Source organism: Clostridiales bacterium (genome assembly GCA_017569285.1).
GTDB lineage: Bacteria > Bacillota > Clostridia > Christensenellales > Aristaeellaceae > Aristaeella.
Window position 1 is genome coordinate 2,296,432 of record CP069419.1, and the last position, 23,212, is coordinate 2,319,643.

At 60.2% G+C, this 23,212-nt stretch carries 19 protein-coding genes; 12 read left to right on the top strand and 7 right to left on the bottom strand.

The window, feature by feature from the left end; genetic code table 11:
• Positions 1–3: 3 nt before the first annotated feature.
• The 5 genes from JNO48_09930 to uidA are packed head-to-tail and all read left to right on the top strand — an operon-like array spanning position 4 to position 7,363.
• Complete coding sequence (locus JNO48_09930) at positions 4–870, top strand: carbohydrate ABC transporter permease (protein QTE67517.1); 867 nt, start codon at positions 4–6, stop codon at positions 868–870.
• Positions 871–886: 16 nt separating this feature from the next.
• Positions 887–2,704: a heparinase II/III family protein gene (locus JNO48_09935; protein ID QTE67518.1), complete on the top strand. Its 1,818-nt coding sequence runs from the start codon at positions 887–889 to the stop codon at positions 2,702–2,704.
• Between the two features lie 3 nt (positions 2,705–2,707).
• A complete protein-coding gene (locus tag JNO48_09940) occupies positions 2,708–4,510 on the top strand; it encodes a DUF2264 domain-containing protein (GenBank protein QTE67519.1) in 1,803 nt (600 codons plus the stop codon).
• Entirely contained in the window at positions 4,494–5,603 is a 1,110-nt protein-coding gene (locus JNO48_09945; protein ID QTE67520.1) for a glycoside hydrolase family 88 protein, read from the top strand. Before JNO48_09940 ends, JNO48_09945 begins: the two co-directional genes overlap by 17 nt.
• A gap of 23 nt (positions 5,604–5,626) precedes the next feature.
• The gene (gene uidA / locus JNO48_09950; GenBank protein QTE67521.1) at positions 5,627–7,363 is read left to right on the top strand and encodes a beta-glucuronidase; all 1,737 of its coding nucleotides are present in this window, start codon (positions 5,627–5,629) and stop codon (positions 7,361–7,363) included.
• Positions 7,364–7,436: 73 nt separating this feature from the next.
• On the opposite strand, the gene JNO48_09955 is transcribed toward uidA, so the two are convergent.
• Positions 7,437–8,459, bottom strand: coding sequence for a LacI family DNA-binding transcriptional regulator (locus JNO48_09955; protein ID QTE67522.1), 1,023 nt, complete (start codon positions 8,457–8,459; stop codon positions 7,437–7,439).
• Positions 8,460–8,698: 239 nt separating this feature from the next.
• On the opposite strand from JNO48_09955, the gene JNO48_09960 reads away from it, so the two are divergent.
• The 6 genes from JNO48_09960 (at position 8,699) to JNO48_09985 (ending at position 14,964) form a co-directional block, all read left to right on the top strand.
• Positions 8,699–9,973, top strand: a complete 1,275-nt coding sequence (locus tag JNO48_09960) for an extracellular solute-binding protein (protein ID QTE67523.1) — start codon at positions 8,699–8,701, stop codon at positions 9,971–9,973.
• Positions 9,974–10,057: 84 nt separating this feature from the next.
• The gene (locus tag JNO48_09965; GenBank protein QTE67524.1) at positions 10,058–10,978 is read left to right on the top strand and encodes a sugar ABC transporter permease; all 921 of its coding nucleotides are present in this window, start codon (positions 10,058–10,060) and stop codon (positions 10,976–10,978) included.
• Positions 10,979–11,042: 64 nt separating this feature from the next.
• Entirely contained in the window at positions 11,043–11,837 is a 795-nt protein-coding gene (locus JNO48_09970; GenBank protein QTE69740.1) for a carbohydrate ABC transporter permease, read from the top strand.
• A gap of 25 nt (positions 11,838–11,862) precedes the next feature.
• Entirely contained in the window at positions 11,863–13,374 is a 1,512-nt protein-coding gene (locus JNO48_09975) for an alpha-N-arabinofuranosidase (GenBank protein QTE67525.1), read from the top strand.
• A gap of 108 nt (positions 13,375–13,482) precedes the next feature.
• The gene (locus JNO48_09980; protein ID QTE67526.1) at positions 13,483–14,337 is read left to right on the top strand and encodes an EamA family transporter; all 855 of its coding nucleotides are present in this window, start codon (positions 13,483–13,485) and stop codon (positions 14,335–14,337) included.
• 138 nt (positions 14,338–14,475) lie between these two features.
• Positions 14,476–14,964 carry an HAD family hydrolase gene (locus tag JNO48_09985; protein ID QTE69741.1) on the top strand — a complete coding sequence of 163 codons (489 nt, stop codon included), beginning with the start codon at positions 14,476–14,478 and terminating at the stop codon, positions 14,962–14,964.
• A gap of 67 nt (positions 14,965–15,031) precedes the next feature.
• Here the strand turns inward: JNO48_09985 and JNO48_09990 are convergent, their stop codons facing one another.
• From JNO48_09990 to JNO48_10015, 6 genes are all read right to left on the bottom strand, one after another.
• Positions 15,032–15,538, bottom strand: coding sequence for a hypothetical protein (locus JNO48_09990; protein ID QTE67527.1), 507 nt, complete (start codon positions 15,536–15,538; stop codon positions 15,032–15,034).
• A 158-nt stretch (positions 15,539–15,696) separates the two neighbouring features.
• Positions 15,697–17,247: a hypothetical protein gene (locus JNO48_09995; GenBank protein QTE67528.1), complete on the bottom strand. Its 1,551-nt coding sequence runs from the start codon at positions 17,245–17,247 to the stop codon at positions 15,697–15,699.
• 341 nt (positions 17,248–17,588) lie between these two features.
• Positions 17,589–18,440, bottom strand: a complete 852-nt coding sequence (locus JNO48_10000; protein ID QTE67529.1) for a carbohydrate ABC transporter permease — start codon at positions 18,438–18,440, stop codon at positions 17,589–17,591.
• 18 nt (positions 18,441–18,458) lie between these two features.
• Positions 18,459–19,361: a sugar ABC transporter permease gene (locus JNO48_10005; protein ID QTE67530.1), complete on the bottom strand. Its 903-nt coding sequence runs from the start codon at positions 19,359–19,361 to the stop codon at positions 18,459–18,461.
• An 87-nt stretch (positions 19,362–19,448) separates the two neighbouring features.
• Entirely contained in the window at positions 19,449–20,684 is a 1,236-nt protein-coding gene (locus JNO48_10010) for a sugar ABC transporter substrate-binding protein (protein ID QTE67531.1), read from the bottom strand.
• Between the two features lie 63 nt (positions 20,685–20,747).
• Positions 20,748–21,998, bottom strand: a complete 1,251-nt coding sequence (locus JNO48_10015; protein ID QTE67532.1) for a Gfo/Idh/MocA family oxidoreductase — start codon at positions 21,996–21,998, stop codon at positions 20,748–20,750.
• 190 nt (positions 21,999–22,188) lie between these two features.
• On the opposite strand from JNO48_10015, the gene JNO48_10020 reads away from it, so the two are divergent.
• Positions 22,189–23,202 (top strand): LacI family DNA-binding transcriptional regulator, encoded by a 1,014-nt coding sequence (locus JNO48_10020; protein QTE67533.1) that lies wholly within the window; start codon positions 22,189–22,191, stop codon positions 23,200–23,202.
• Positions 23,203–23,212 lie beyond the last annotated feature (10 nt).

Genomic DNA, 23,212 nt, shown 5'->3' on the forward strand with positions numbered 1-23,212 from the left:
TATATGGAAACCGCGATTCACAGCCGGGAGATCCGCAAGGACAATCCGGTGCTGCGCAAGATCGGGCGGGTGGTCATCTGGATCCTGCTGATCGCGCTGGCGGCGTTTACCCTGATCCCGTTTGTATGGATGATCTCCTCCTCCCTGAAGCTGGACCGGGAAGTGTTTGCCTTCCCGATGCGCTGGGTTCCGGAGACCTTCCACTGGGAGAACTACTCCCTGATCTGGCAGAAGGTGCCGCTGGTGACCTATTTCAAGAATACGGCGTTCATCGCCATCGTGGTGACGATCCTGCAGACGCTGACGTCCTCCTTCGCGGCGTACGCGTTCGCGAAGCTGAACTTCCGCGGGCGGGACGCCCTGTTCCTGTGCTACATCGGTACGATCGCCGTGCCGTGGCAGGCGTACATGCTGCCGCAGTTCATCATGATGCGGTCCATGGGCCTGTACGACACCCTGTGGGCAATGGTCGTGCTGCAGGCCTTCTCGGCCTTCGGCGTGTTCCTGATGCGCCAGTTCTACCGCTCCATTCCCACGGAGCTGTGCGAGGCGGCGCGGCTGGACGGCCTGAGCGAATACGGCATCTGGGCGCGGATCATGCTGCCGCTTTCCAAGGCAGCCATCGCAACCCTGGTGATATTCACGTTCGTGAATACCTGGAACGACTACATGGGCCCCATGATCTACCTGACCCGGGACGTGAACAAGACCGTGCAGGTAGGCCTGCGGCGGTTTATCCAGGAGAACTCCAGCGATTACCACCTGATCATGGCGGCTTCCCTCTGTTCGCTGCTGCCGGTTTCCATCGTGTTCCTGTGCCTGCAGCGGTACTTCATTGAGGGAATTGCCACATCCGGCCTGAAGGGCTGATTTTCCGGGAGGAAATATGCTGACGGAGTTTTTGCAGGACCATCCGGTGCGGGAGCTGCTGGCAGGCGGCACGCGGGTGCTGTTTCCCCCGGCGGACGATCGCCGGGCCTGGGAGGGAATCCCGGAAGGGTACCGGCGGGAAATCCGGGAACTGGCCGGGAAATACGCGGCGGTGACCTGGCCGGCGCGCACCGCTTCCGGCTTCCTGGCGTTTGTGAAAACCGGAAGCCGGCGGGCGGATGAGGATCCGTACTTCACGCGGCGGCGCAAGCTGTGCGCGGAAGTGCTGGGTGCCTGCCTGGACCCGGACGCCGGCATGGACGATATCGTGGACGGGATCTGGATGATCTGCGAGGAAAGCACCTGGGTGATCAGCGCGCACAACGTGAACCCGATCCCGGGTGCGCCGGCGGCCGCGGAATACCCGCTGCCGGATATCCGCAAACCGTATGTGGACCTGTTCTGCGCCCAGACCGGGATGATCCTGTCGCTGACCGCCTCCCTGTTGGGGAAGCGTCTGGACGCTGTTTCCCCGCTGGTGCGGAAACGCATCCGGGAGGAAATCCGCCGGCGGATCCTCCGGCCGTTTATGGCCACGGACGATTTCTGGTGGATGGGATTCCGGCGGAAGGACCTGAACAACTGGACCCCGTGGATCCTGTCCAACATTATGGTTTGCGCGGTGTATGATCCCATGCCGCGGGCGAAGCTGGCCGCCGTGCTGGAACGCGCGTGCGGCATGCTGGACCGCTACCTGGACACGCTGCCGGAGGACGGCGGCTGCGACGAGGGCGCGGGATACTGGAACATGGCCGGCGGGGCGCTGCTGGACTGCCTGGAGATCCTGGAAAAGGTGACGGGCGGGAAGATGACCTTCCGGCAGGAAAAGAAGATCCGGAATATCATGGCGTTCCCGGCGAAGATGGAAATGGGCGGCGGCTGGTTCGCGAACTTCGCGGACTGCGACGCGCGGCCGAATATCAGCGGGGAACGGCTGGAAACCGCCGGACAGATGCTCGGCGACCAGGCGCTGGCCGCCCTGGGCGCCCGGATGCCGGCTACGGTGGCCGGACAGCTGAACGACACACCGCACCTGACAAGGGCGCTGGACCTGATCTTCCACATTCCGGCGGAAACGGCGCCGGCGGCGGAGCCGGGGGATACATGGCTGCCGGACCTGCAGGTGCGCCTGGTGCGCCGCGGCAGCTGGACACTGGCCTGCAAGGGCGGGCACAACGGCGAAAGCCACAACCACAATGACGTGGGCTCCTTCATCCTGTTCCGGAACGGGGAGCCGGCGGTGGTGGACGCGGGCAACATGGTATATACGGCCAAAACCTTCTCCTCTGAGCGCTATACGCTGTGGAACGTGCAGGCGGAATGGCATAACCTGCCGGTGGTCGGCGGGCATGCCCAGAAGCAGGGCAAGGACCACGCCGCCCGGAACGTGAAGCGTACGCCGGACGGGATGGAGCTGGACCTGGCTGGCGCCTATGAGGAGGCCGCCGGTATCCGCAGCCTGCGGCGCACCTTCGCGCTGGGCGAAGGCGGACTGAAGCTGGCGGATGAAGGCCTCCTGCGGGAAGCACAGGAGACGGAATGGATTTTCCTGCTGCGGGAGAAGCCGGAGTGGATAAACGGGACCGTCCGGGCGGGAAGCCTGGAAATCCGCTGCCCGGAAGGGCTGGAATTCTCCGCGGAGGAGAAGCCGGTGACGGACGCGCGCATGGCGCGGAACTGGCCGGGAAGCCTCTGGCGGGTACACCTGCGGGGCCGGAAAACGGACCGGTTCCGGATGGAGTTTGTGTTTTCGGCATCAGGCCGGGAGGCATAAGGAATGAGGGAAGAACAGGGATTCCTGCGTACACGGCAGGACCTGGTACAGGCCGCAGTGAAGATCCTGCGGCCGATGACCGGATGCATGACGCCGGGGAAGGCGCGCATCTATGTGGGAAACGGATCCGCCCATTACGGGGAGGACGTTTCCGGCATGGAATGCTGGAGCCGCGCGCTGTGGGCGCTGGTGCCCATGCTGGCGGGAAAGTGCCCGGAAGCGGAAGAGCTCTGGCCGCTGTGGCAGGAGGGACTGATCCACGGGACGGATCCCGCCGACGCGGAGTATTGGGGTGAAATCGGCGATTTCGACCAGCGGATGGTGGAGATGGCGGTGATCGGCTGCGGGCTGAGCTTCGCGCCGGATTATTTCTGGAAGCCGCTGGACGACAGGCAGAAGCGGAACCTGTACAACTGGCTGAACCAGATCAACCGCTATGGCATGCCGAAGAACAACTGGCGGTTTTTCCGGATCCTGGTGAACATCGGTTTCCTGAAGAATGGGATGCCGGTGGACGAAGCCCGGCTGAAGGAAGACATGGATATGATGGAGAGCCACTATACCGCTGACGGCTGGTATTTTGACTATCCGACCAAGCGGGACTATTACACGCTGTGGGGATTCCATTTCTACAGCCTGCTGTATGCCGTGCTGATGGCGGACGACGACCCGAAGCGGTGTGACCGGATCCGGGAGCGCGCGGCGCTGATTGCCCCGCGGTTTGCCTGCTGGTTTGACCGGGAGGGAAGGGCGCTGCCCTACGGCCGCAGCCTGACCTACCGATTCTGCCAGGGCTCCTTCTGGGCCGCGGCGGCCTTCGCAGGAGTCGAGTGCGGCAGCCTGGTCCTGGGGCAGGTGAAGCACCTGCTGCTGCAGAACCTGCGGTTCTGGCTGAAGCGGCCGATCTTCGATCCCGCCGGCCTCCTGACCGTGGGCTACGGATACCCGAACCTGTGCGCCGCGGAAGGATACAACGCGCAGGGGTCCCCCTACTGGGCGATGAAGACCTTCTGGATCCTGGCCCTGCCGGAGAACCATCCCTTCTGGCAGGCAAAGGAGGAAGAGGTGTTCCCGCCGGAGAGCTTCCTGGATTCGCAGGTGCGGCTGCTGCTGACCCGCGACCGGAAGAACCGGCAGGTGGTGGCCTATACGGCCGGCAACCACGCCTGGGAGCATATGCACGAGGATGAGAAATACGAAAAGTTCGCGTATTCCACGCAGTTCGCCTTCTCCGTGGCGAAGGAGGAATCCGCGCTGAACCGCGGGGCATACGATTCCATGCTGGCGGTGAAGGCAGAAGGCCGGGACCTGTGGCATGTGCGGAGCGGATGCGAGAAATATGAACTGGCGAAGGACCGGATCACATTCACCTGGTCGCCCGTGAACGGGGTGATGATCGATACGGTGATCGCGCCGCTGGGCATGTGGCATGTGCGGAAGCATGTGATCCGGACGGAGATCGCGCTGGAAGCCGCGGAGGGCGCGTTCGCCGTGCCGAAGGACTGGGCGGGGGCCCGGCCCTGCGACCGGATCCGTACGGAAACGGAAGCGGACGACAGCCATGCCGCGGCATACGGAGACAAGGGAACCAGCGTGATCTGCGCGCTGGAAGGCTATACCGGCGGCGAGGTGATCAGCACCGAGCCGAACACCAATCTGATGGAGCCGCGGTGCGTGCTGCCGATGCTGCACGGCCGCCTGGAGCCGGGGGAGCACACGCTGCGGTGCGCGGTGTTTACGGACGCCGGAAATCATCTGCCGGATCGGATTCCGAAGGAGGTGCGGAAACTTGCCGCTGAATTATGAGGACGCGCTGAACCGAACTGCCCTGAAGTTCCGGAAGACCGCGGAAGCCGCGGCGGAAGCCGGGATTATCCCGTACCAGAGCGTGAACGGGAAATGGGTGGAAAGCCCCTATGACGGGAACAGCTGGTGGACCGGCGGCTTCTGGCCGGGCCTGATGTGGCAGCTGTGGACCCTGACCGGGGATGATTTCTTCCGGCAGGAAGCCCGGCGCGCGGAAGCGCTGCTGACCGCGGAATTCCGCACCTTCCGGAAGCTGAACCACGACGTGGGCTTTATGTACCTGCTGTCCTGCGGGGCGGACGCGAAGCTGACCGGGGATGAACAGGCGGAAACCGACACGCTGCATGCCGCGTCCCTGCTGATGGGCCGCTTCAACCCGGCCGGGTTTATCCGGGCCTGGAATGAGCCGGACCGGGTCGGGTACGCAATCATCGACTGCATGATGAACCTGTCGATCCTGTACCGTGCCAGCCGGGACACCGGGGACCCGCGGTTCCGGAACGCGGCGAAGGTCCACGCGGACACGACCCGGCGGGAATTCCTGCGGGCGGACGGCTCGGTGAGCCATATCATTGAGCTGGACCCGGAAACCGGGAAGCGCGTGCGCGAACATCCGGGCCAGGGATACGCCCTGGGCACGCAGTGGAGCCGCGGGCAGGCCTGGGGCCTGTACGGCTTCACGCTGGCCTGCCGCCATATGCAGGATCCGGCATACCTGGAAACCGCGAAGAAGATTGCCGCTAACTTTGCCGCCCATATCCGGGAGGACGGGCTGACGGACTGCGATTTCTGCCAGCCGGAGGGCGAGGAACGGATTGACAACATTGCCGGCGCCATCGCGGCCTGCGGCATGCAGGAGCTGGCGGAGCTGACCGGGGATGAAGCCTGGAAGCGCTGCGCGGAAAAGCTGGTCGACGGGCTGCTGGAACACTGCGCCGACTGGGGCGAAGACCGCTGCGGCATCCTGACCAAATGCACGGCGAGCTACCACGACGACGGGGCGGGCCGGCACACGAATATCACCTACGGGGATTATTTCCTCGTGGAAGCGCTGATGAAGCTCTGCGGGAAAGACCCGCAGCTGTGGAGCTGAGACAGGGAAAAGGAGAAACAGTTATGAGCACACTGTATCCGCAGGTGAATGAAGCCCGGATGGCGCTGGATCTCGGCGGGGTCTGGGATTTCCGGTTCCGGGGGGATGAAAAATGGCAGCCCATCGCGGTGCCGGCCTCGTACAACGACCAGAGCCCGGATCCGCGTTTCCGGAACTACGTCGGCATCACGGAATACCGGCGGAGGATCACCGTTCCCAAAGCATGGAAGGGAATGCGCGTGTGCCTGCGCTTTGACGCGGCGGCGCACAACGCCCGGATCCTGCTGGACGGGAAGGAGATCGCGTTCCACCGGGGCGGCTTCCTGCCCTTTGAGGTGGAGCTGGGCGGATACCTGGAGCCGGGACAGTCGGCGGAACTGACGGTGGAAACGGACAACCGGATCGACCACACCACGCTGCCCATTGGCACGGAGGGTGGCGTTTCCTTCCTCGGCTCCGACAACCCGGGAATCGAGGCGGTGGAAGCCGGAAAGAAATTCCAGCAGGAACGCGGGATCAACCGCCCGGCCTTTGACTTTTTCAATTACACCGGCCTCCAGCGTCCCGTGCGGATGATTGCGACGCCCCGGGAGTTTATCCGGGACATCACGCTGGTGCCCTCCATAGACGGCGAAGTCCGCTGGAGTGTGGAAACCGAAGGAACCGGCGGGGAGGTCCGGGTGGAAATCCTGGACGCGGAAGGAAAGACGGTTGCCGCGGGCGAGGGCCGGGAAGGCAGCCTGCGCGTGGCTGAGCCGCACCTGTGGGAGCCCTGGCCGGGCACGCCGTACCTGTATACGGCCTGGGTGACCTTCGGGGAGGACGTGTATGAGCAGCCCTTCGGCATCCGGGAGGTGAAGGTGGAAGGCACCCGCTTCCTGATCAACGGCAAGCCGTTCCGCTTCCACGGTCCCTGCAAACACGAGGACAGCCCGTTCCACGGACGCGGGATGGACAACTGCCTGAACGTGACGGACATCAACCTCTACCACTGGATGAACGCGAACTGCTTCCGCACCAGCCACTACCCGTACGCCGAGGAGATGTACCGGCTGTGCGACCGCGAGGGCATCGTGATCGTGGACGAAACCCCGGCGGTGGGCATGTGGGCGGAGGAACCGTACGGCTGGAACCTGGCGGATTACCATATGCAGGTGCTGACGGATATGATCATGCGGGACAAGAACCATCCCTGCGTGGTGATGTGGAGCCTGGGCAACGAGCCGGATACGGACACCATGCCCGACGCGGCGTACGAATACTGGCATCCCCTGTACGAGGCCGCCCACCGGCTGGACCCGCAGAACCGCCCGGTGACGGTGGTGGGCTGCCAGAACAAATACGGGGTGGAAAAGGTGATCCGTTCCATGGACGTGGTGCTGATCAACCGGTATTACGGCTGGTACAACCTGTCCGGCGACCTGGAGGCGGCGAAGTATGCCTTCCGGATGGAGCTGGACTGGTGGGAAAACCAGCACAAGCCGCTGATCCTCTCCGAGTACGGCGCGGACACGATTGCCGGCCTGCACGGCGCGGTGGCGGAGATGTTCACCGAGGAATTCCAGGTCGCTTTCTACCAGATGGTGAGCGAGTGCCTGGACGAGCGGGATTTCGTGGTCGGCGAGATGCCGTGGAACTTTGCGGACTTCTCCACCTGCCAGGGACCGATGCGTGTGGGCGGGAACCGGAAGGGCCTGTTTACCCGGGACCGCCGGCCGAAGATGGCGGCCCACTGGCTGCGGGAGAGATGGAGCAAATGAATACAGCAGCAAAGCCGGCAGGAACAATCCTGCCGGCTTATGCTCTGCTGCCCCGTTTCCGGGAACGGCCCGATTAATCTGTATTGGTCCGCGGCGGGGCAGCGGTGCCCTCATCGAACAGGTGGACCGGGAGGACAATCACCTGCGGCGGCAGGTCCGGGTGTTCGATGCGATCGAGCAGCAGGCGTACGCCATTGGACGCGACATCCTGACCTTCGGAGAAAATACTGGTGAGCTTCGGGAGGTAGGGGATATCCCCGCGGAGATGGTCGAAGCTGACGATGGAGATATCCCGGGGAATCTCCATTCCCATATCCGCCAGCGCAAGCATCACGGGATAGGAAACCTCGTCGCGGAAGGAAACGATTGCGGTATAGTCCAGCGGGAACAGGAGCTCCCGGAGGCTGTTTTCAGCCAGGGCGGCTTCCACTTTTTCACCCTGGACAACGCGGATATTGCTTTCGGGGATTCCATACTCCCGCATGGCCTGCATGAAGCCTTCCAGGCGGTCCACCTGGGAGCTGGAGCGGTTTTCACCGGACAGGAACAGGTATTTCCGATGACCGAAGCCCGCCAGGTGGGTGCCGGCCAGAAAACCGCCGCGCCGGTCATCGCAGCGGACGTTGTCCGTGACGATATCGTTGATCCGGCGGTCCAGCAGCACGAAGGGCACGTGGTTTTTCCGCATGACCTCGATATGCTCCGGATTGTTCATATAGGGAAAATACAGGATGCCGTCCACGGACTGGGAGATGGCGGAGCGGATCAGGCGCTCACCCAGCTCTTCGTTCAGGCCCATGCACAGGACCATGATGTTGTAACCGGCCCTGCGCAGCTCGCTGTCCATCACCGTCAGCATATTACAGAAATGCAGGTTATGCACGTCGTTGACGATGACCGCCACATTGCCGCTCCGGCCGGAACGGAGGGTGGAGGCGAGGGAGTTGCGGATATAGCCCATCCGGACGGCAACTTCATGGATTTTCGCCCGGGTGGATTCCGGCAGGCGGGAATCCCCGCGGAGCGCCCGGGAAACGGTGTTGACGGTATAGCCGCATGCACCGGCGACATCCCTGAGGGTAATGCGGTTGGCCATGAAGATCCCTCCTGATCCGGATTAACGTTATTATAAAAATTATACCACAAAGCCCTGCATGATGACAATTTTTTGCGGCCTTACATCTTTATCAAAAAAGAATTACGAATCGATGAAAGAAAATTTGTCAAAATATACTTGACAATTGACCAAATAAGATATATCATGGAATCAGCAGTTAGGATTAACGTTAATCCTACAAAATGAGAATCAAATATGGAAAGAGGAGGAGAACTACCATGAAGAAACTGTTGGCCATCCTGCTGTCTCTGGCTCTCCTGCTGGGCATCTGCGGTGCCTTTGCGGAAGACGAACCGATCAAACTGACCCTGTGGACCTTCCAGGAACTGCATACCCAGCTGTACAAGGAAATGCTGGAATCCTGGAACGCGAATCCCGACAACCCGAAGCTGGATATTGACATGCAGGTCTATCCCTACGATGACATGCACAGCAAGCTGACCCTTGCCCTGCAGAGCGGCGAAGGCGCCCCGGATATCGTGGACATCGAAATCAACCAGTTCGCGAACTACCTGAAGGGCGACATCCAGCTGGCGGACATCAACGACATCGTTGAGCCGATCAAGGACCACCTGGTCATGAGCCGTTTCAACAACTATGCCAAGGACGGCAAGTACTACGGAATCGACCACCACATCGGCGCCTGCATCATGTTCTACAACACTGAGATCCTTGAGGCGGCCGGAATCAACTACCAGGATATCAAGACCTGGGACGACTATCATGAAGCCGGCAAGGTTGTGCTGGAGAAGACCGGCAAGCCGATGTGCACCTGGGAATCCACCGACTGCTGGAGCCTGTATCCCCTGGTAAACCAGCACGGCGGCGACTGGCTGACCTACGATGGAGAGGTCCGGATGGACGAACCCGTGGTTATCAGTACCCTGGCGTTCATGAAGAGCATGCTGGATGACGGAACGGCTGTTCCGGCCCCCGGCGGATTCCATCACGCGGAAGAATACTACGGTGAGATGAACGGAGGCGCGTTCGCTTCTGTGTGCATGCCGTTCTGGTACCTGAACCGCTTCACCGACTATATGCCTGACTTGTCCGGCAAGATGAAGGTTGCTCCGATGCCCCTGTGGTCTGACGGCGGACACAAATCCGCGCAGATGGGCGGTACAGGCACCGCGGTCGTGAAGACCAGCGCCAACGTGGACATCGCCAAGCAGTGGCTGGCCTACGCGACCCTGAGCTTCGAAGGCTGCGTCAAGACCTGGACGATCCTGGGATTCGACCCGATCATGACCGACGTCTACGGCGCGCCCGAGATGATGGAGCCGAACAAGTTCTTCGACTACTACGGAAATGACATCTTCGACGTGCTGAAGACCGTGCTGGATGATATTCCGGACACCTGCATCTCCGAATACTTCCCGACGGCCAGCGACATCGTCAAGAGCCAGATGGCGTATGACCTGGTCATCGGCGGCGGTGATCCCGAAGAGATTGCCAAGAACTGTGCCCAGGAACTGAGAGACGCGATCGACTAATGAATCCTGAAAGGGGCCGGCCGGCGGGAATCCCCGGTCGGCCTCTTCCTGTTTTATCCAGTTTTCATGAACGGAGGCGATACCATGCAGCAGGCTGCACAAAGAAAACCGAAGGGCGCAGCCGCCTTCTTCACCAACAGGAAAGTGGTTCCCTATGTGTTTGTTGCGCCCTTTGTGATCTATTTTCTCCTGATTTACCTGTATCCGACGATTTCGACGATCCTGATGAGCTTCCAGCGGATTGACGGACCCACAACGAGCACATGGATCGGGCTGAAGAACTACGAAAAGCTTTTCTCCCGGAATTTTATCCAGGCGCTGGAAACAAGCGCCCGGTATGCCTTCTGGGATGTGATTGTGCTCACATCGGTTCCCCTGCTGTTCGCGGTGCTGCTGCATTCCGCGTTTGTCAAGGGATCCGCGTTCTTCAAATCCCTGTTCTTTATCCCGGCACTGACATCCATCGTTGTGGCCGGCATTGTGTTCCGCCTGGCGTTCGGCACACAGGATACCGCACCGGTCAACGCGATGATGATTGCCCTGGGAGGGGAGCCGCGGAAATGGCTGATGTTTGCGGACAGCGGCAACTTTGTGTTGATTGTGCTGACCCTGTGGCGCTGGATGGGCGTCAATATCATCTACTACCTGTCCGGGATCCAGGCAATCCCGAACGACCTGTATGAAGCGGCCGAGATCGATGGGGCCAATCCTATCCAGAAATTCTTCAAAGTGACACTTCCCGGCATCAGGCCGGTCCTGATATATGTGATCACCATTACCGTGCTGGGCGGATTTGCCATGTTCACGGAATCCGTGGCACTGTGGGCCCAGAACAATCCCGGAGGCGTTGGCCGGACGATTGTCGGCTACCTGTACCAGGTGGGGATCAGCAAAGCTAACATGGGAATGGCTTCCGCGGTCGGACTGACCCTGCTGGTGCTGGTCCTGGGTGTGAACCTGATCCAGCTGGTGCTGATGGGATTCTTCCGGAAGGAGGATGCCTGAGATGAAAATGAAAAAGCATTTCAACAAGCGGAAAGCATTCCTCTCCTTCCTGGCGACGAGCCTGATGGTGCTCTGGGCGTTTATCGCCATGCTTCCCTTTGTATTCATGTTCTGCAGTTCGCTGAAACCCGGTGAGGAGATGCTCCGGAAAGGCCTGAGCCTGTCCATTGAACCGGGCGTATCCTCCTTCAGCAACTACAACGCGCTGAACACGTACCGGGACGGTATCTACTGGCACTGGTACAAATCCAGCGTGATCATCATGGTGCTGCAGACGGTGATCGGCCTGTTCTTCGGGTCGTTCGTCGGATACGGCCTGGCCATGTATAACTTCAAAGGCCGGAACCTGATCTTTACCCTGGTGCTGGTTGTGATGATGATCCCCTTCGAGATCCTGCTGCTGCCGCTGTACCGGATGCTGATCCGTGTGAAGCTGGTGGACAGGTACTTCGGCGTGATCCTGCCGTACCTGGTTCCGCCGTTCATGATCTTTTTCTTCCGGCAGTATGTGCTCGGCCTGCCCAAAGAACTGCTGGAAGCCGGCCGGATTGACGGCTGCACTGATTACGGGGTGTTCTTCCGGATCATGGTGCCGATTATGATCCCGGCCTTCGGCGCCATGACAATCCTCAGCGGCATGAACAGCTGGAACAACCTGCTGTGGCCGATGATCGTGCTGAGCTCCAATGAGAAATTCACCATACCGATCGGAATGGGCACAACGATCACTCCCTACGGGAACGCCTATGACGTGCTGATGCCCGGCGCAGTGATGGCGGTGGTGCCGATTATAATCATTTACCTGTGCGCCCAGAAGACCTTCATTGCCGGCCTGACCGCCGGCAGCGTGAAGGGCTGACCTTTCAGGCAAGGAGGAACCATAAATGAAGAAAGCATCCATGATCCTGGACCGGGACTACCGGATCGGCCGGGTGGACCCGCGGATCTTCGGCTCATTCATTGAGCACCTGGGCCGCGCGGTATACGGAGGAATCTATGAACCGGGCCATCCGCTTGCGGATGAGGCCGGATTCCGGAAAGACGTGATCGAAAAGGTCCGGGAGATCGGCGTGCCGATTGTCCGGTATCCCGGCGGGAACTTTGTTTCCGGCTTCAACTGGGAGGATTCGGTGGGTCCCCGGGAACAGCGGCCGAAGCGGCTGGACCTGGCCTGGTTTACGACGGAAAGCAATGAAGTGGGCCTGCATGAATTTGCCGACTGGGCGAAAAAAGCCGGCAGCGAGGTGATGTATGCCATCAACCTGGGCACCCGCGGACCGGAAAATGCCCGGGATATCGTGGAATACGCCAATCATCCCGGCGGAAGCAAGTTCAGCGACATGCGGATCCGGAACGGGCGGAAGGAACCGCTGGGCATCAAAATGTGGTGCCTGGGCAACGAGATGGACGGTCCGTGGCAGATGGGGCACAAAACCGCGGCGGAATACGGGCATATTGCCAATGAAGCCGCCAAGGTGATGAAATGGGTGGATCCCTCCATCGAACTGGTGGCGTGCGGTTCCTCCTCTTCCCAGATGCCGACCTTCGGGGACTGGGAACTGACCATGCTGGACGCGTGCTACGAGAATATTGATTATGTATCCCTGCACCGCTATTACGGCAATCCGACGAACGATACCCCGGGATTCCTGGCCCGGAGCATGGACCTGGACGATTTCATCCATACGGTGATTTCCATCTGCGACGCGGTGAAGGGCAAGAAGCACCTGAAAAAGCAGGTGAACCTGTCCTTTGACGAGTGGAACGTCTGGTATCATTCCAATGAGCAGGACAAGGAAATCTGGAAGCGGGAGAAGTGGGGACCCGCCCTGCCGCTGCTGGAGGATATCTACAACTTTGAGGACGCGCTGCTGGCCGGCAGCATGCTGATCACCTTCCTGCGCAACGCGGACCGGGTGAAGGTGGCCTGCCTGGCACAGCTGGTGAACGTGATCGCCCCGATCATGACCCGGAACGGCGGCGGATGCTGGGCGCAGACGATCTTCTATCCCTACCTGCACGTGAGCCGCTACGGCCGCGGCACCGCCCTGAAGGCGATCGTGGACACGCCGGTGTACGACTGCACTGACTACGAAGGCGTTCCGCTGGTGGACGCCACGGCAACGCTGGGGGATGACGGCAGCGTGACGGTGTTCTGCGTGAACCGGGATATGAAGGAGGACTTCACCCTGGACCTGGACCTGCGGTCCTTTGGCGGGATGAAGCTGGCGGAGCACATCCTGCTCCACCATGACGACGTGAAGGCTGTGAACACGGAAGAGAACCCGGGCAATGTGGCCCCGGCGGCCGGCCCCGGCGGAAGCATCGACGGAGGACGGGCGGAAATCCGGCTGCCTGCGCTGAGCTGGAACGTGATCCGGTTTGAAAAAGCCTGAGCCCGGAAACGGACAGTATCAAGAAACCCTTCGCCGCGGAAAGCGGCGGAGGGCTTCTCTTTTTTCCGGGATTGTGGTACTGTATGGGCAATTGCGGAGGGTGATGAAATGACGGTGAGGAACAGGTCGGTGCTGTGCGTTTTCCTGGCGTCCATGTGTTTCAGCACCGGCGGGCTGTTTATCAAGCTGGTTCCCTGGTCGCCGCTGGCGATCAACGGCGCGCGGAACCTGATCGGCGCGGCGGTCATCGGGATCTACCTGCTGGCGACCCGGCACCGGCTGGTGTTCAGCCAGCGGGTGTTCATCGGCGCACTGTCGATGATCGGCGTGACGACGCTGTTTGCCCTCGCGAACAAGATGACCACCGCGGCGAACACGATCGTGCTCCAGTTTACCGCCCCGGTATTTGTGATCCTGTTCATGGCGGTGATTTACCGCCAGAAGCCGGGAAGGCTGGACGTGATCATCTGCTTTCTCGTGCTGCTGGGAGTGGTCCTGTTCTTCGTGGACGGGATTCAGGCCGGAAACCTGGCGGGAAATATCATCGCGGTCCTGTCCGGCATCTGCTATGCCGGCGTGTTCATGATGAACACCGGGAAGAACGCGGACGCGATCTCCTCCTGCTTCCTGGGCCAGCTGGCGGCAGGAATCATCTTTACGCCGCTGTGCTTCGGGGAAACGGATTTCTCCCTGCCGGTCGTGGCGGCTGTGGCGGCCCTGGGCGTCGTCCAGGTGGGCGGGGCGTATATCCTGTTCTCCATCGGGATCAAAAACACACCGGCGGTGACCGCCAGCCTGCTGACCGGCCTGGAGCCGATCATGAACCCGCTGCTGGTGGCGGCGTTCTACGGCGAACGGGTGTCCACCCTTTCCATCATCGGATCGGTGATCGTGGTCTGCTCCATCCTCACGTACAACGTCTGCCTGACCATGCGGAAGCCGGCCGGCAATGAACCCGGATGAAAAAGGATTTAAATGCCCGGCTGTCAAAGTAATAAGGCAGCGGCAATGACAATATATAAAACAAAGCCCGGGCGTTCCCGAAGGGGAGGCGGCCGGCGCTGAAGAGATGGGGAGAAGATGAGCAGCCAGGAACGCAAAATGCGGGTATCCTTTGATCTGGACGAGGTGCTGTTCGTCTCCCCGAAGACGCACAAAACCGAGCCGGCGCTTCCTTTTCCGCTGCGGAATTTATTCCCTGAGCGGCTGCGCCTCGGTACCCCGGAGCTGATCTGGGAGCTCCAGATCCAGGGATATGAGGTGTGGATCTACACCTCCTCCTTCCGGTCGGAAAGCTATATCCGCCGGCTGTTCCGCTGCTACGGCGTCCGCCTGGACGGGATTGTCAACGGGGACCGCCACCTGAAGGAAGTACAGCGGGACAACAAAACGGTGCTGCCCCAGAAGCTGCCGAACCGGTACCGGATCTCCCTGCATATCGATGACGAGGCCGTGATCTGCACGGCCGCCGGCCAGTACGGCTTCCGGGCATACCAGCTGAACGCCCAGGATGACAACTGGAAGGAGAAAATCCTGGAGCAGGCGGACAAGATCCGCCGGCTGGAGCATTTTGATGAGCCGGGAAAATAAGGGAAACAGCAAACGGCCGGGAGGGAATGCCCCTCCCGGCCGTTGATATTTTCCTGCCGGATGCGAATCAGGAAAGATCCTCCAACAGGAGTTCCGCTTCTTCCTTCATCTCGAAGAGCAGGTTGCTCCGGTCTTTCCACAGCGCCTGCTGGCACTTGATTGCTTTCATGGTGTTGCGGATCCGGCCGATGAAGGCCTTCAGGCTTTCGGCGTCCATGCCTTCCAGCTGGGAGATATCCATCCGCTCCAGCTCCTCATCGGTAAATACCTGATCCTCCTCAGACGCGAGGAGACGGCCCTCACACAGTTTCTCCAGCTCATCGAAGGCGTCATCGATCCGGCTGTAGGGCACATAAAACTCCCGGAACATGCTGGTTTTTCCGAGGGTGGTGACCATCCGGAAGGGGATTTCCCGGTACCTCAGCGCTTCCGCGAAAACCGAGGAATGGTAATTGGCCAGCACGACGATCAGGCACTCATCCGTGCTTTCGGGCAGCCGGGTTTCGGTTCCCCCGCAGCTGGGACACTGTTTGGTTTCAATGATCCGTTTGCATCTCGTACATAAACGCTCCATATCAAAATCCTCCATTTTTGATATACGGCAGGTTCTTTTTGCCGGATCCCCATATATATAGACGCAGAAGAGCTGCTTTTTATCCCTTTTCCGGAAGATTTTTCTGAAAAAAACCCGGCCGGGAGGATCATTCCTCCGGCCGGGCCGGATTATGCCGGTTATTCCTGCGGGGATTCCGGAACCAGGAAAGTGGTGACGGAGTATGGCGCCAGCACGGCGGTGAACCCGTTCCCGTCGGTATCCGGACCCGGAACATCAGCCCAGCGCTCCCCGCTGGCCACGGCGCCGCTGGTGCGGACAGCCTGCACATGGGTTCCCGCCGGAACGGCGCTTCCGAAAGCGGAAAGATCCACGCGCAGGGTCGTCTCCCGGTTCTCTGCGTTCATCGCAACCACTACCAGGCGTTTCCGCTGCGGGTCTTCCGCGGACACCGCGTCCCCGTCCACGGCCAGCAGGCGGCAGCCGGGCCGGATATACCGGGTGAACTGGCCGAATACATAATACTTCATCGTCAGGACCAGCCGCTCCCGGTCATGGTCCGCCACCGCGGTGCCCCAGTAGCCGCCTTTGATATTGACCATTCCGGAATCTTTGCGGCCGAGGTATCCGTCCCTGCAGATATGGCTGTCGATGACCTGCCAGAGGATCCAGGCGGAAGGCGTCAGGCCGTTCAGGTCCGTGATGATCTCCCGGGCCAGCCAGAGGCCGGCACCCATTTCCCCGGCATTTTTGCCCAGGGTTTCCCCACCGTCCACCTCGGACATCCAGAGGTTTTTGCCCTTCGCGAGCGCCTCCCGGCGCAGGGCGTCCCGGCCGGTGCCGGAATAGGCGTGGGTATCCACCCGGCTGACGGCGGCCAGCGCTTCCGGGGACAGCATGGAGAGGGAACGGGCCTGCAGGTCGATGCTGGTTTCATCCGTCCCGGCAAGCAGGATATCATCCAGGCCCTTTTCCCGGAGCTTCGCGGCGGCGGCCGTGAGGATCCGGGACTGGCTTTCGCCGGGATCAAAATGGCAGCCCTCCTGTTTCGGGCTGTATGCCTGCCAGTAGGCGGTATCAGGCTCGTTCATGGGGGAAAGGCTCTGGAAGCGGATGTTCCATTCGGTGCTGAAATGTTCCGCCACATCCGCCAGGTATTGGGCGAAAGCGTCATACGCGTCATCGCGCAGGTTGTTTTTGGAAGGCGTCACAGCCCCGGAGGAGCAGCCGGAAACGGTCATGAAATACGGCGGGGAATTGGAGAACGCCTCCACGATCATATCTTCCCCGGCCTGCAGGCAGGCGGACAGCACGTTCCGCTGGTTTGCATCCTGCGACCAGTCGTATTCCCAGGTATACGTACCGGAGGATTCGTCATAGGCCGGGTTTTTCCAGAAGCCCGGCATCATGGAATCGGTCCGGAATATGTGGTTGTGCGACGGGTCGTCCCCGCCGCCGATATTGTAGCGGAGGATGTTCAGGCCCAGGCCGCTTTCCGGGCTGCAGAAGGCGTCCGCGGCCAGGCGGGAAAGGACGTCCGAATACCCGATCCGGTTGGCCCACCAGCACAGGCTGGTGCCCCAGCCCTGGAATACGCCGCCGTTGAATTCGGACGTATTCCGGGGATCCAGTGTAACGGTCCGGTCCGCTGCCGGCACGGCAGGTCCGGCGCAGGAGGACAGCAGGCAGCCCGCCATTACCAGGGTCATGCATTTTCCCAGTTTATTCATCGGTGGTATATCTCCTTTTCCGGTTGATTCATTATACAATGAACCGTCCGGAAAAGCATCCGGAAACCGTCCGGAAGTTTTCATAAATCCTTCACAGAAGGAACAGAAAACAATAACGCAGCCGGGATATGATACAGTTACAGCAGAGGAGAGATCTGCAGAGGCTCCTCGATCATATAGATCACTGGCCCGCTGCGGAGGAAAAGGATTCCGAACCGCAGCGGGCCAGACGATTGGCCGGAAACACCCGCATGCCGGCGGGAGTTCAGCGGCACAGAAAAACCCCGGGTCCTGTTCTGAAACGGATCCGGGGTTTTTGCGTGCGTCCGGGAGGCCGGGATTTATTTGATTCCGGTCAGGGCAATGCCCTCGATGAACTGCCGCTGGAAAATGGCATAGATGATAATCAGCGGGATCGTGGCCAGCATGGCGCCGGCCATGATGCTGGGATAGTCCGTAATATACTGCCCCTGCAGGTAGCTGAGGCCGGCGGAAAGGGTCATCTTGGCCTTTTCCGTGTTGACGATCATGGGCCACATCAGGTTGTTCCAGGCAAATCGCAGCGTCAGTACGCCCAGGGAGACCAAGCCGGGTTTGATCAGCGGAAGCATGATCCGCAGGTAGGTCCTGCCGTGGCCGCAGCCATCAATCCGGGCGGCGTCCTCCAGCTCCAGCGGAATGGTCATGAAGAACTGCCGCATCAGGAAGGTGCCGAAGGCGCTGAACAGGTTGGGAAGGTAGATAGCGTGCAGCGTATTGAGCAGCTTCATCTTCTGGATGATCAGGTACTGGGGCAGGATCAGGAAAGAGCTCGGGATCATCAGCACGGACAGGCAGAGGACGAAAAGGAAATTCCGCCCCGGGAACCGGATCCGCGCGAAGGCATACCCGGCAAGCGAGCACAGCAGGAGCTGGCCGGCTACAATGATCACGGAGGTGAGGATCGTGTTCCAGTACATCTGGAAGAAAGGCAGCTTATTGCCCAGGGAAGTATAGGCGTCCGTATTCCAGGCGCGCGGAAGGATGGACGGCGGGATGGAGACTGCCTCCATCGAGGTTTTCATGGAGGTCAGGAACATCCAGACGAACGGGGCCAGCGTGATGACGCAGCCCAGGAGGAGCACGATATAGATCACGATCTTTCCGTATTCGGGACGCCTGCGGGGATGTGTGCGGCGGATTGCTGTATCCATTGCTGCTGCCTCCTTTCCTCAGTCATAATGGACCCATTTTTTCTGCATCCGCATCTGGATCAGCGTGAGCACCATGATGATTACGAACAGCAGCACCGCGATTGCGCTGGCATAGCCCTTGGCGGAATATTCAAACGCGTTCCGGTAGAAGTACATTACGATGCTCTGGGCATACTTCATGGCGATGCTCTTTGTCGGAAGCATCATATAGATCGTATCGAAAATCTGGAGCGTGGAGATCACCGTTGTGATGACCACGAAGAAGAGGGTGGGCGTTACCAGCGGAATGGTGATGCTGAGGAACTGCCGGATCTTGCCGGCGCCCTCCAGCTCCGCCGCCTCATAGTAGGTGGAGGAGATTCCCTGGATGCCCGCCAGCAGGATGATCATGTTGTAGCCGATGCCCATCCAGATGGACACAATGCTGATACAGACCAGAACTGTGTCCTTGCCGGAAAGCCAGGGCTGCGGAGTACCGCCGAGGGACTTGATCAGGTGATTCAGGATGCCGAAATCCCCGTTGAAGATCCAGCGCCAGACCATGGCAATCGCGGCGGCCATGGTGACCGTGGGAATGAAGAAGATGACCCGGAATACATCGCGGCCCCGGATCCTCGTGTTCAGCAGCGCGGCAAGGATCAGCGCGAGAACAACGGTCAGCGGGATGATGATCACCGCATACATCAGTGTGTTGCCCAGGGACTGCCACATTGTGCCGTCCTGGAACATTTTGGTATAGTTGCTCAGGCCGGCCCAGGAGGAACGGTTGAAGGCGCCGACATTGTACAGGCTGTCCCGGAATACTTTGAAAACCGGATAAAAGTAGAAAATGCCCAGGCCGGCGAGCAGCGGCAGGATCATGCCGTACCCCCATGCCCAGTCAATCCGCTTCTGCCGGTTGATATGCACTCTGGCTGTCATGCCGGTACCTCCTTTGTTCAGGAATGCCCGGCCCGGGAACCGGGGACGGTTTCCGGGCCGGGGTGTGAATTGCCGGGATGAATGTTTTTACTGTCCCAGACGGGCCATGATGTTGTCACAGGCTTCGTCCACGGTAATCTCGAGGTTGAAGGCCCGGACCAGTTCTTCCCACATGATGTCGCCCCACTCGAGGACATAGGCGGAGGAGGGGTACACATAGGAGTAGTTGGCTGCAGCGTCAGAGAAGATCTTCATGTTGTACTGCGGATAAGCATCGAAGAACTTGTCGGAGTACTCCATGTAGGAGGTGATCACGATACCCGTGGGAGCCAGCTTCTCATTGACTTCAGCGCCGGCCAGGTAAGCGAGCCATGCGTACGCTTCGTCCGGATGCGCGGAGAAGACGGAGAGGCAGTTGGCCTTGCCGTGGATGACGGAGGCACGGTTGCCGCTGGACATCAGGGGCAGTTCCACCACGTCGCAGACATCCTTCACGGTGGAGTCATCGGAGGCATAGTAGGCAACCAGCCAGTCACCGGAGAAGATCATGCCCAGCTTGCCGGCCATGAACCGGAGATAGCCTTCGGTTTCTTCCAGGGAAGCTTCAGAGGGGGATACGTTTTCCTTCATCAGGTCAACCCAGCACTGGATGCCGGCGCGGGTCTTCGGATCGTTGAAACCGAACTTGTCGCCGTCCACGAACCAGCCGCCTTCCGCGAACACAGTGTTGTAGAATCCCTGCTGGTCACTGTAACCCGCGGCGATGCCGTAGATGTCGTCTCCCAGGGCATTGATCGCCTTGGCGGCGGCCGTCAGGTCTTCCCAGGTCCATTCGGGGGTGGGGTAGGCAATGCCGGCCTGGTCAAACAGGGCTTTGTTGTACCACAGGCCGATGGTGTCGTAGTCCATCGGGATGCCGTACTGCACGCCATCGAAATTATACATCTCATTCATGGCTTTGGGATAGTTGTCCAGGCTGATGTCGGAATTCGCGATCCGCTCATCCAGGGGCGCCAGGATGCCGCCGGAAGCGTACTTCTTGATGTTCACGCCGTTCATATGGAAGACGTCCGCGATGGACTCGCCGTTGGCGGCGGCTTCCAGCTTCGTCCAGTACTCACCCCAGGCGGTGGGCTCCAGGACGATGGTTACGCCGGGGTGGGCCGCTTCGAAATCAGCCTTGCACTGCGCGTAGAAATCATCCAGGGTGCTCTGCCAGTAGGCGTAGTGGATCTCGATGTTTTCGGCGCAGGCAGTTCCGGCCACGCCGATGACCAGGGAAAGGACCAGGATCATCGTGAGCATTTTGACCAGTTTCTTCATGTGTTTTCCCTCCTAAAAAATAATGAATGAAATATGCTCTGTCCGGCTTGCCGCCGGCAAGATTCATCTGGTGCGCAGCCTTTCCGTCCAGGCTGCCATATCCACGGCCTGTCCCGTTTTCCGGGATTCTTCCGCCGCAAAGGCGAGCAGGTGGCTCTCCACGGAACGGGAGATCTCCGATGAGGCGGCGGTTCCGCTGCCCAGGGCAGCCAGGAACGCCTTCACCAGGCCGACATCCCCGCCGCTGTGCGCGCCGCTGACCTGCCCGATCAGGATCCGCTCCTGCTCAGCGTTTTCCGTTACGCTGGAGCGGAAATGGCTGACTGTGATTTCACCGGGATCGTCATCCCCCAGAATTTCCCCGTGCTCGCACATGATATGGATGGTGCGGTGCATGCGGTCGGTCATGCCGCAGAGGGTGAACACGGCGGTGGCGCCGTCCTCATACTCCATGGCCACGCTCTGGTGGTCGCACACATCATTGTCGCAGCGGAACACGCAGCGCCCGTAGGGACCGGTCCGGAGCGCTTCCATAATACCGGATTCCGTCTGGTCTTCGGTCAGCACCTGGGCGGGCCATTCCCCGATGACGGGAAGGTAGGCCTTCCGGGCATCGAAGCGGCAGCTTTCCGCAACCGGGCAGTCCAGGCAGCGCCCGGCACTTCCGGCAGGCGCGTTCTCCGGACGGAAGAAGGAAAGGCTTCCCGTGGAGTAGATGCGCCGGACGCTTTTGCCGGCGAGCCAGAGCAGCAGGTCCATATCATGGCAGCTCTTCTGCAGGATGATGGGGCTGGAAAGCTTCTCATTCCGCCAGTTTCCGCGGACAAAGCTGTGGGCAATATGGTAGTTGCCGATGTTTTCGGTATGATCGATGGAGATGATCTTCCCGAGCTCCCCGCTGTCCAGGATTTCCTTCAGCTTCCGATAGAAGGGGGAGTAGCGCAGCACGTGGCAGACGACGACCCGGCGGCCGAGCCGGAGGGCGGTATCCGCAATGGCCAGCGTTTCCGCCGGATCCGGGGAAATCGGCTTTTCCAGCAGGAGGTCATACCCGAGCTCCATGGCCCGGATAGCCTGGGAGTAATGATCCCGGTCCATGGTGGCAATGATGGCGGCATCCGCCATGCGCGGGCGGCTGAGCAGGTCTTCCGCGGTGCGGAAGCAGGCGCTCTCCGGGAGACTGAACGCAGTCCGGGCAGCTTCCCGCCGGGCATCGTCCGGCTCCGCGACGGCGACCACCGTGTGCCCCTGTTCACAGGAATAACGGGAATAGATCATACCGCGCTGCCCCGCGCCGATGAGAATCAGGTTCATCTCAGGATGTCTCCTCTGCAGTTTGTTTACTAAACAATATCACACGTTGCACGAAAATGTCAATAATGTTTCTTAAAAAATCCAGAAAATACATGTTTTTGTTTCGTAACACCTTGACAGGGGGAGGGCCGGGACTTATGATAGAAACAGATGGAAACATATAGCGGTTTCAGTGGAAAGGAGAACTGAAATGGCGAATATCCGCGATGTCGCAAAGCGGGCGGGCGTTTCACCCGCCACCGTATCCAGGGTGCTGAACAACAATCAAACCTATAAAATAACGAACGAAACACGCGAAAATGTGTTGCGTGCCGTTACCGAGCTGGGATATACGCCCCTGATCAAAAAAACCGACCGGTCCGAACGGGAAGCCGTGGACCAGCGGTTCTCCATCGGCTGCCTGCTGGCGACCACCCGCGGCAAGTACAGGGATCCGTATTACCTCTCCCTCCTCAGCGGAATTGAGGCTGAGATGGAGAAGCAGGGCGGCGTGGTTTCCCTGATCCATACCGAGCAGGAGCTGGAGGATCCGGAGATCCTGAACCGGACGCTGGAGGCAGGCTTGGACGGCCTGGTGATGATGCGCCCCCTGGAGGAACCCCTTTTCAACCAGCTGCGGGAGCGGATTCCGCATATCGTTGGAATTGATACCGGGCATATGCCGATTGACAATATTGAATATGACCATTTCCGCGTCAGCCGGATGGCGGTGGAGTATTTATATGGGAAAGGATACCGGGAGATCGGGTTTATCGGCGGCGGCGCGGGAAACCAACCCATGCGGCGCTCCCGCCGGTACCGCAGTTACCTGGAGACGATGGCGGAGCTGGGGCTGGAAGTCCGCCCGGAATGGGTCCTGGACTGCCAGTGGGATGACCGGAAATGCATGGAACTGGTGGAAGCCGCGGCGGCCGGCCCGGGACTGCCCCGCGCGATTTACGCGTCCAGCGACCTGATGGCGATGGCGGCCCTCCGGGCGCTGTACCGCCTGGGCATCCGCGTTCCGGACCAGGTGGCGGTGATCGGGATGACGGATATTGAAATGAGCCAGTATGCCAATCCACCCCTGACCACGATCCATGTGCCGGTGGAGGAGATGGGCCGGACCTGCGCCAGGGTGCTTGCGGAACGGATCCGCGGCGATGAATCGCTGCCCAAACGGATCATCCTTCCTTCGGAACTGGTTCCGCGCGATTCCGCCTGACGGATTTTCC

What these genes read in the sequence shown, in the direction of transcription:
- JNO48_09990 (QTE67527.1), bottom strand. Translation starts at nt 15,538, where the DNA reads ATGGAGCGTTTATGTACGAGATGCAAACGGATCATTGAAACCAAACAG.
- JNO48_09955 (QTE67522.1), bottom strand. Translation starts at nt 8,459, where the DNA reads ATGGCCAACCGCATTACCCTCAGGGATGTCGCCGGTGCATGCGGCTAT.
- JNO48_09975 (QTE67525.1), top strand. Translation starts at nt 11,863, where the DNA reads ATGAAGAAAGCATCCATGATCCTGGACCGGGACTACCGGATCGGCCGG.
- JNO48_10010 (QTE67531.1), bottom strand. Translation starts at nt 20,684, where the DNA reads ATGAAGAAACTGGTCAAAATGCTCACGATGATCCTGGTCCTTTCCCTG.
- JNO48_09930 (QTE67517.1), top strand. Translation starts at nt 4, where the DNA reads ATGGAAACCGCGATTCACAGCCGGGAGATCCGCAAGGACAATCCGGTG.
- JNO48_09970 (QTE69740.1), top strand. Translation starts at nt 11,043, where the DNA reads ATGGTGCTCTGGGCGTTTATCGCCATGCTTCCCTTTGTATTCATGTTC.
- JNO48_09940 (QTE67519.1), top strand. Translation starts at nt 2,708, where the DNA reads ATGAGGGAAGAACAGGGATTCCTGCGTACACGGCAGGACCTGGTACAG.
- JNO48_09985 (QTE69741.1), top strand. Translation starts at nt 14,476, where the DNA reads ATGCGGGTATCCTTTGATCTGGACGAGGTGCTGTTCGTCTCCCCGAAG.
- JNO48_09935 (QTE67518.1), top strand. Translation starts at nt 887, where the DNA reads ATGCTGACGGAGTTTTTGCAGGACCATCCGGTGCGGGAGCTGCTGGCA.
- JNO48_09980 (QTE67526.1), top strand. Translation starts at nt 13,483, where the DNA reads ATGACGGTGAGGAACAGGTCGGTGCTGTGCGTTTTCCTGGCGTCCATG.
- JNO48_09995 (QTE67528.1), bottom strand. Translation starts at nt 17,247, where the DNA reads ATGAATAAACTGGGAAAATGCATGACCCTGGTAATGGCGGGCTGCCTG.
- JNO48_09965 (QTE67524.1), top strand. Translation starts at nt 10,058, where the DNA reads ATGCAGCAGGCTGCACAAAGAAAACCGAAGGGCGCAGCCGCCTTCTTC.
- uidA (QTE67521.1), top strand. Translation starts at nt 5,627, where the DNA reads ATGAGCACACTGTATCCGCAGGTGAATGAAGCCCGGATGGCGCTGGAT.
- JNO48_10020 (QTE67533.1), top strand. Translation starts at nt 22,189, where the DNA reads ATGGCGAATATCCGCGATGTCGCAAAGCGGGCGGGCGTTTCACCCGCC.
- JNO48_10005 (QTE67530.1), bottom strand. Translation starts at nt 19,361, where the DNA reads ATGACAGCCAGAGTGCATATCAACCGGCAGAAGCGGATTGACTGGGCA.
- JNO48_09960 (QTE67523.1), top strand. Translation starts at nt 8,699, where the DNA reads ATGAAGAAACTGTTGGCCATCCTGCTGTCTCTGGCTCTCCTGCTGGGC.
- JNO48_10000 (QTE67529.1), bottom strand. Translation starts at nt 18,440, where the DNA reads ATGGATACAGCAATCCGCCGCACACATCCCCGCAGGCGTCCCGAATAC.
- JNO48_10015 (QTE67532.1), bottom strand. Translation starts at nt 21,998, where the DNA reads ATGAACCTGATTCTCATCGGCGCGGGGCAGCGCGGTATGATCTATTCC.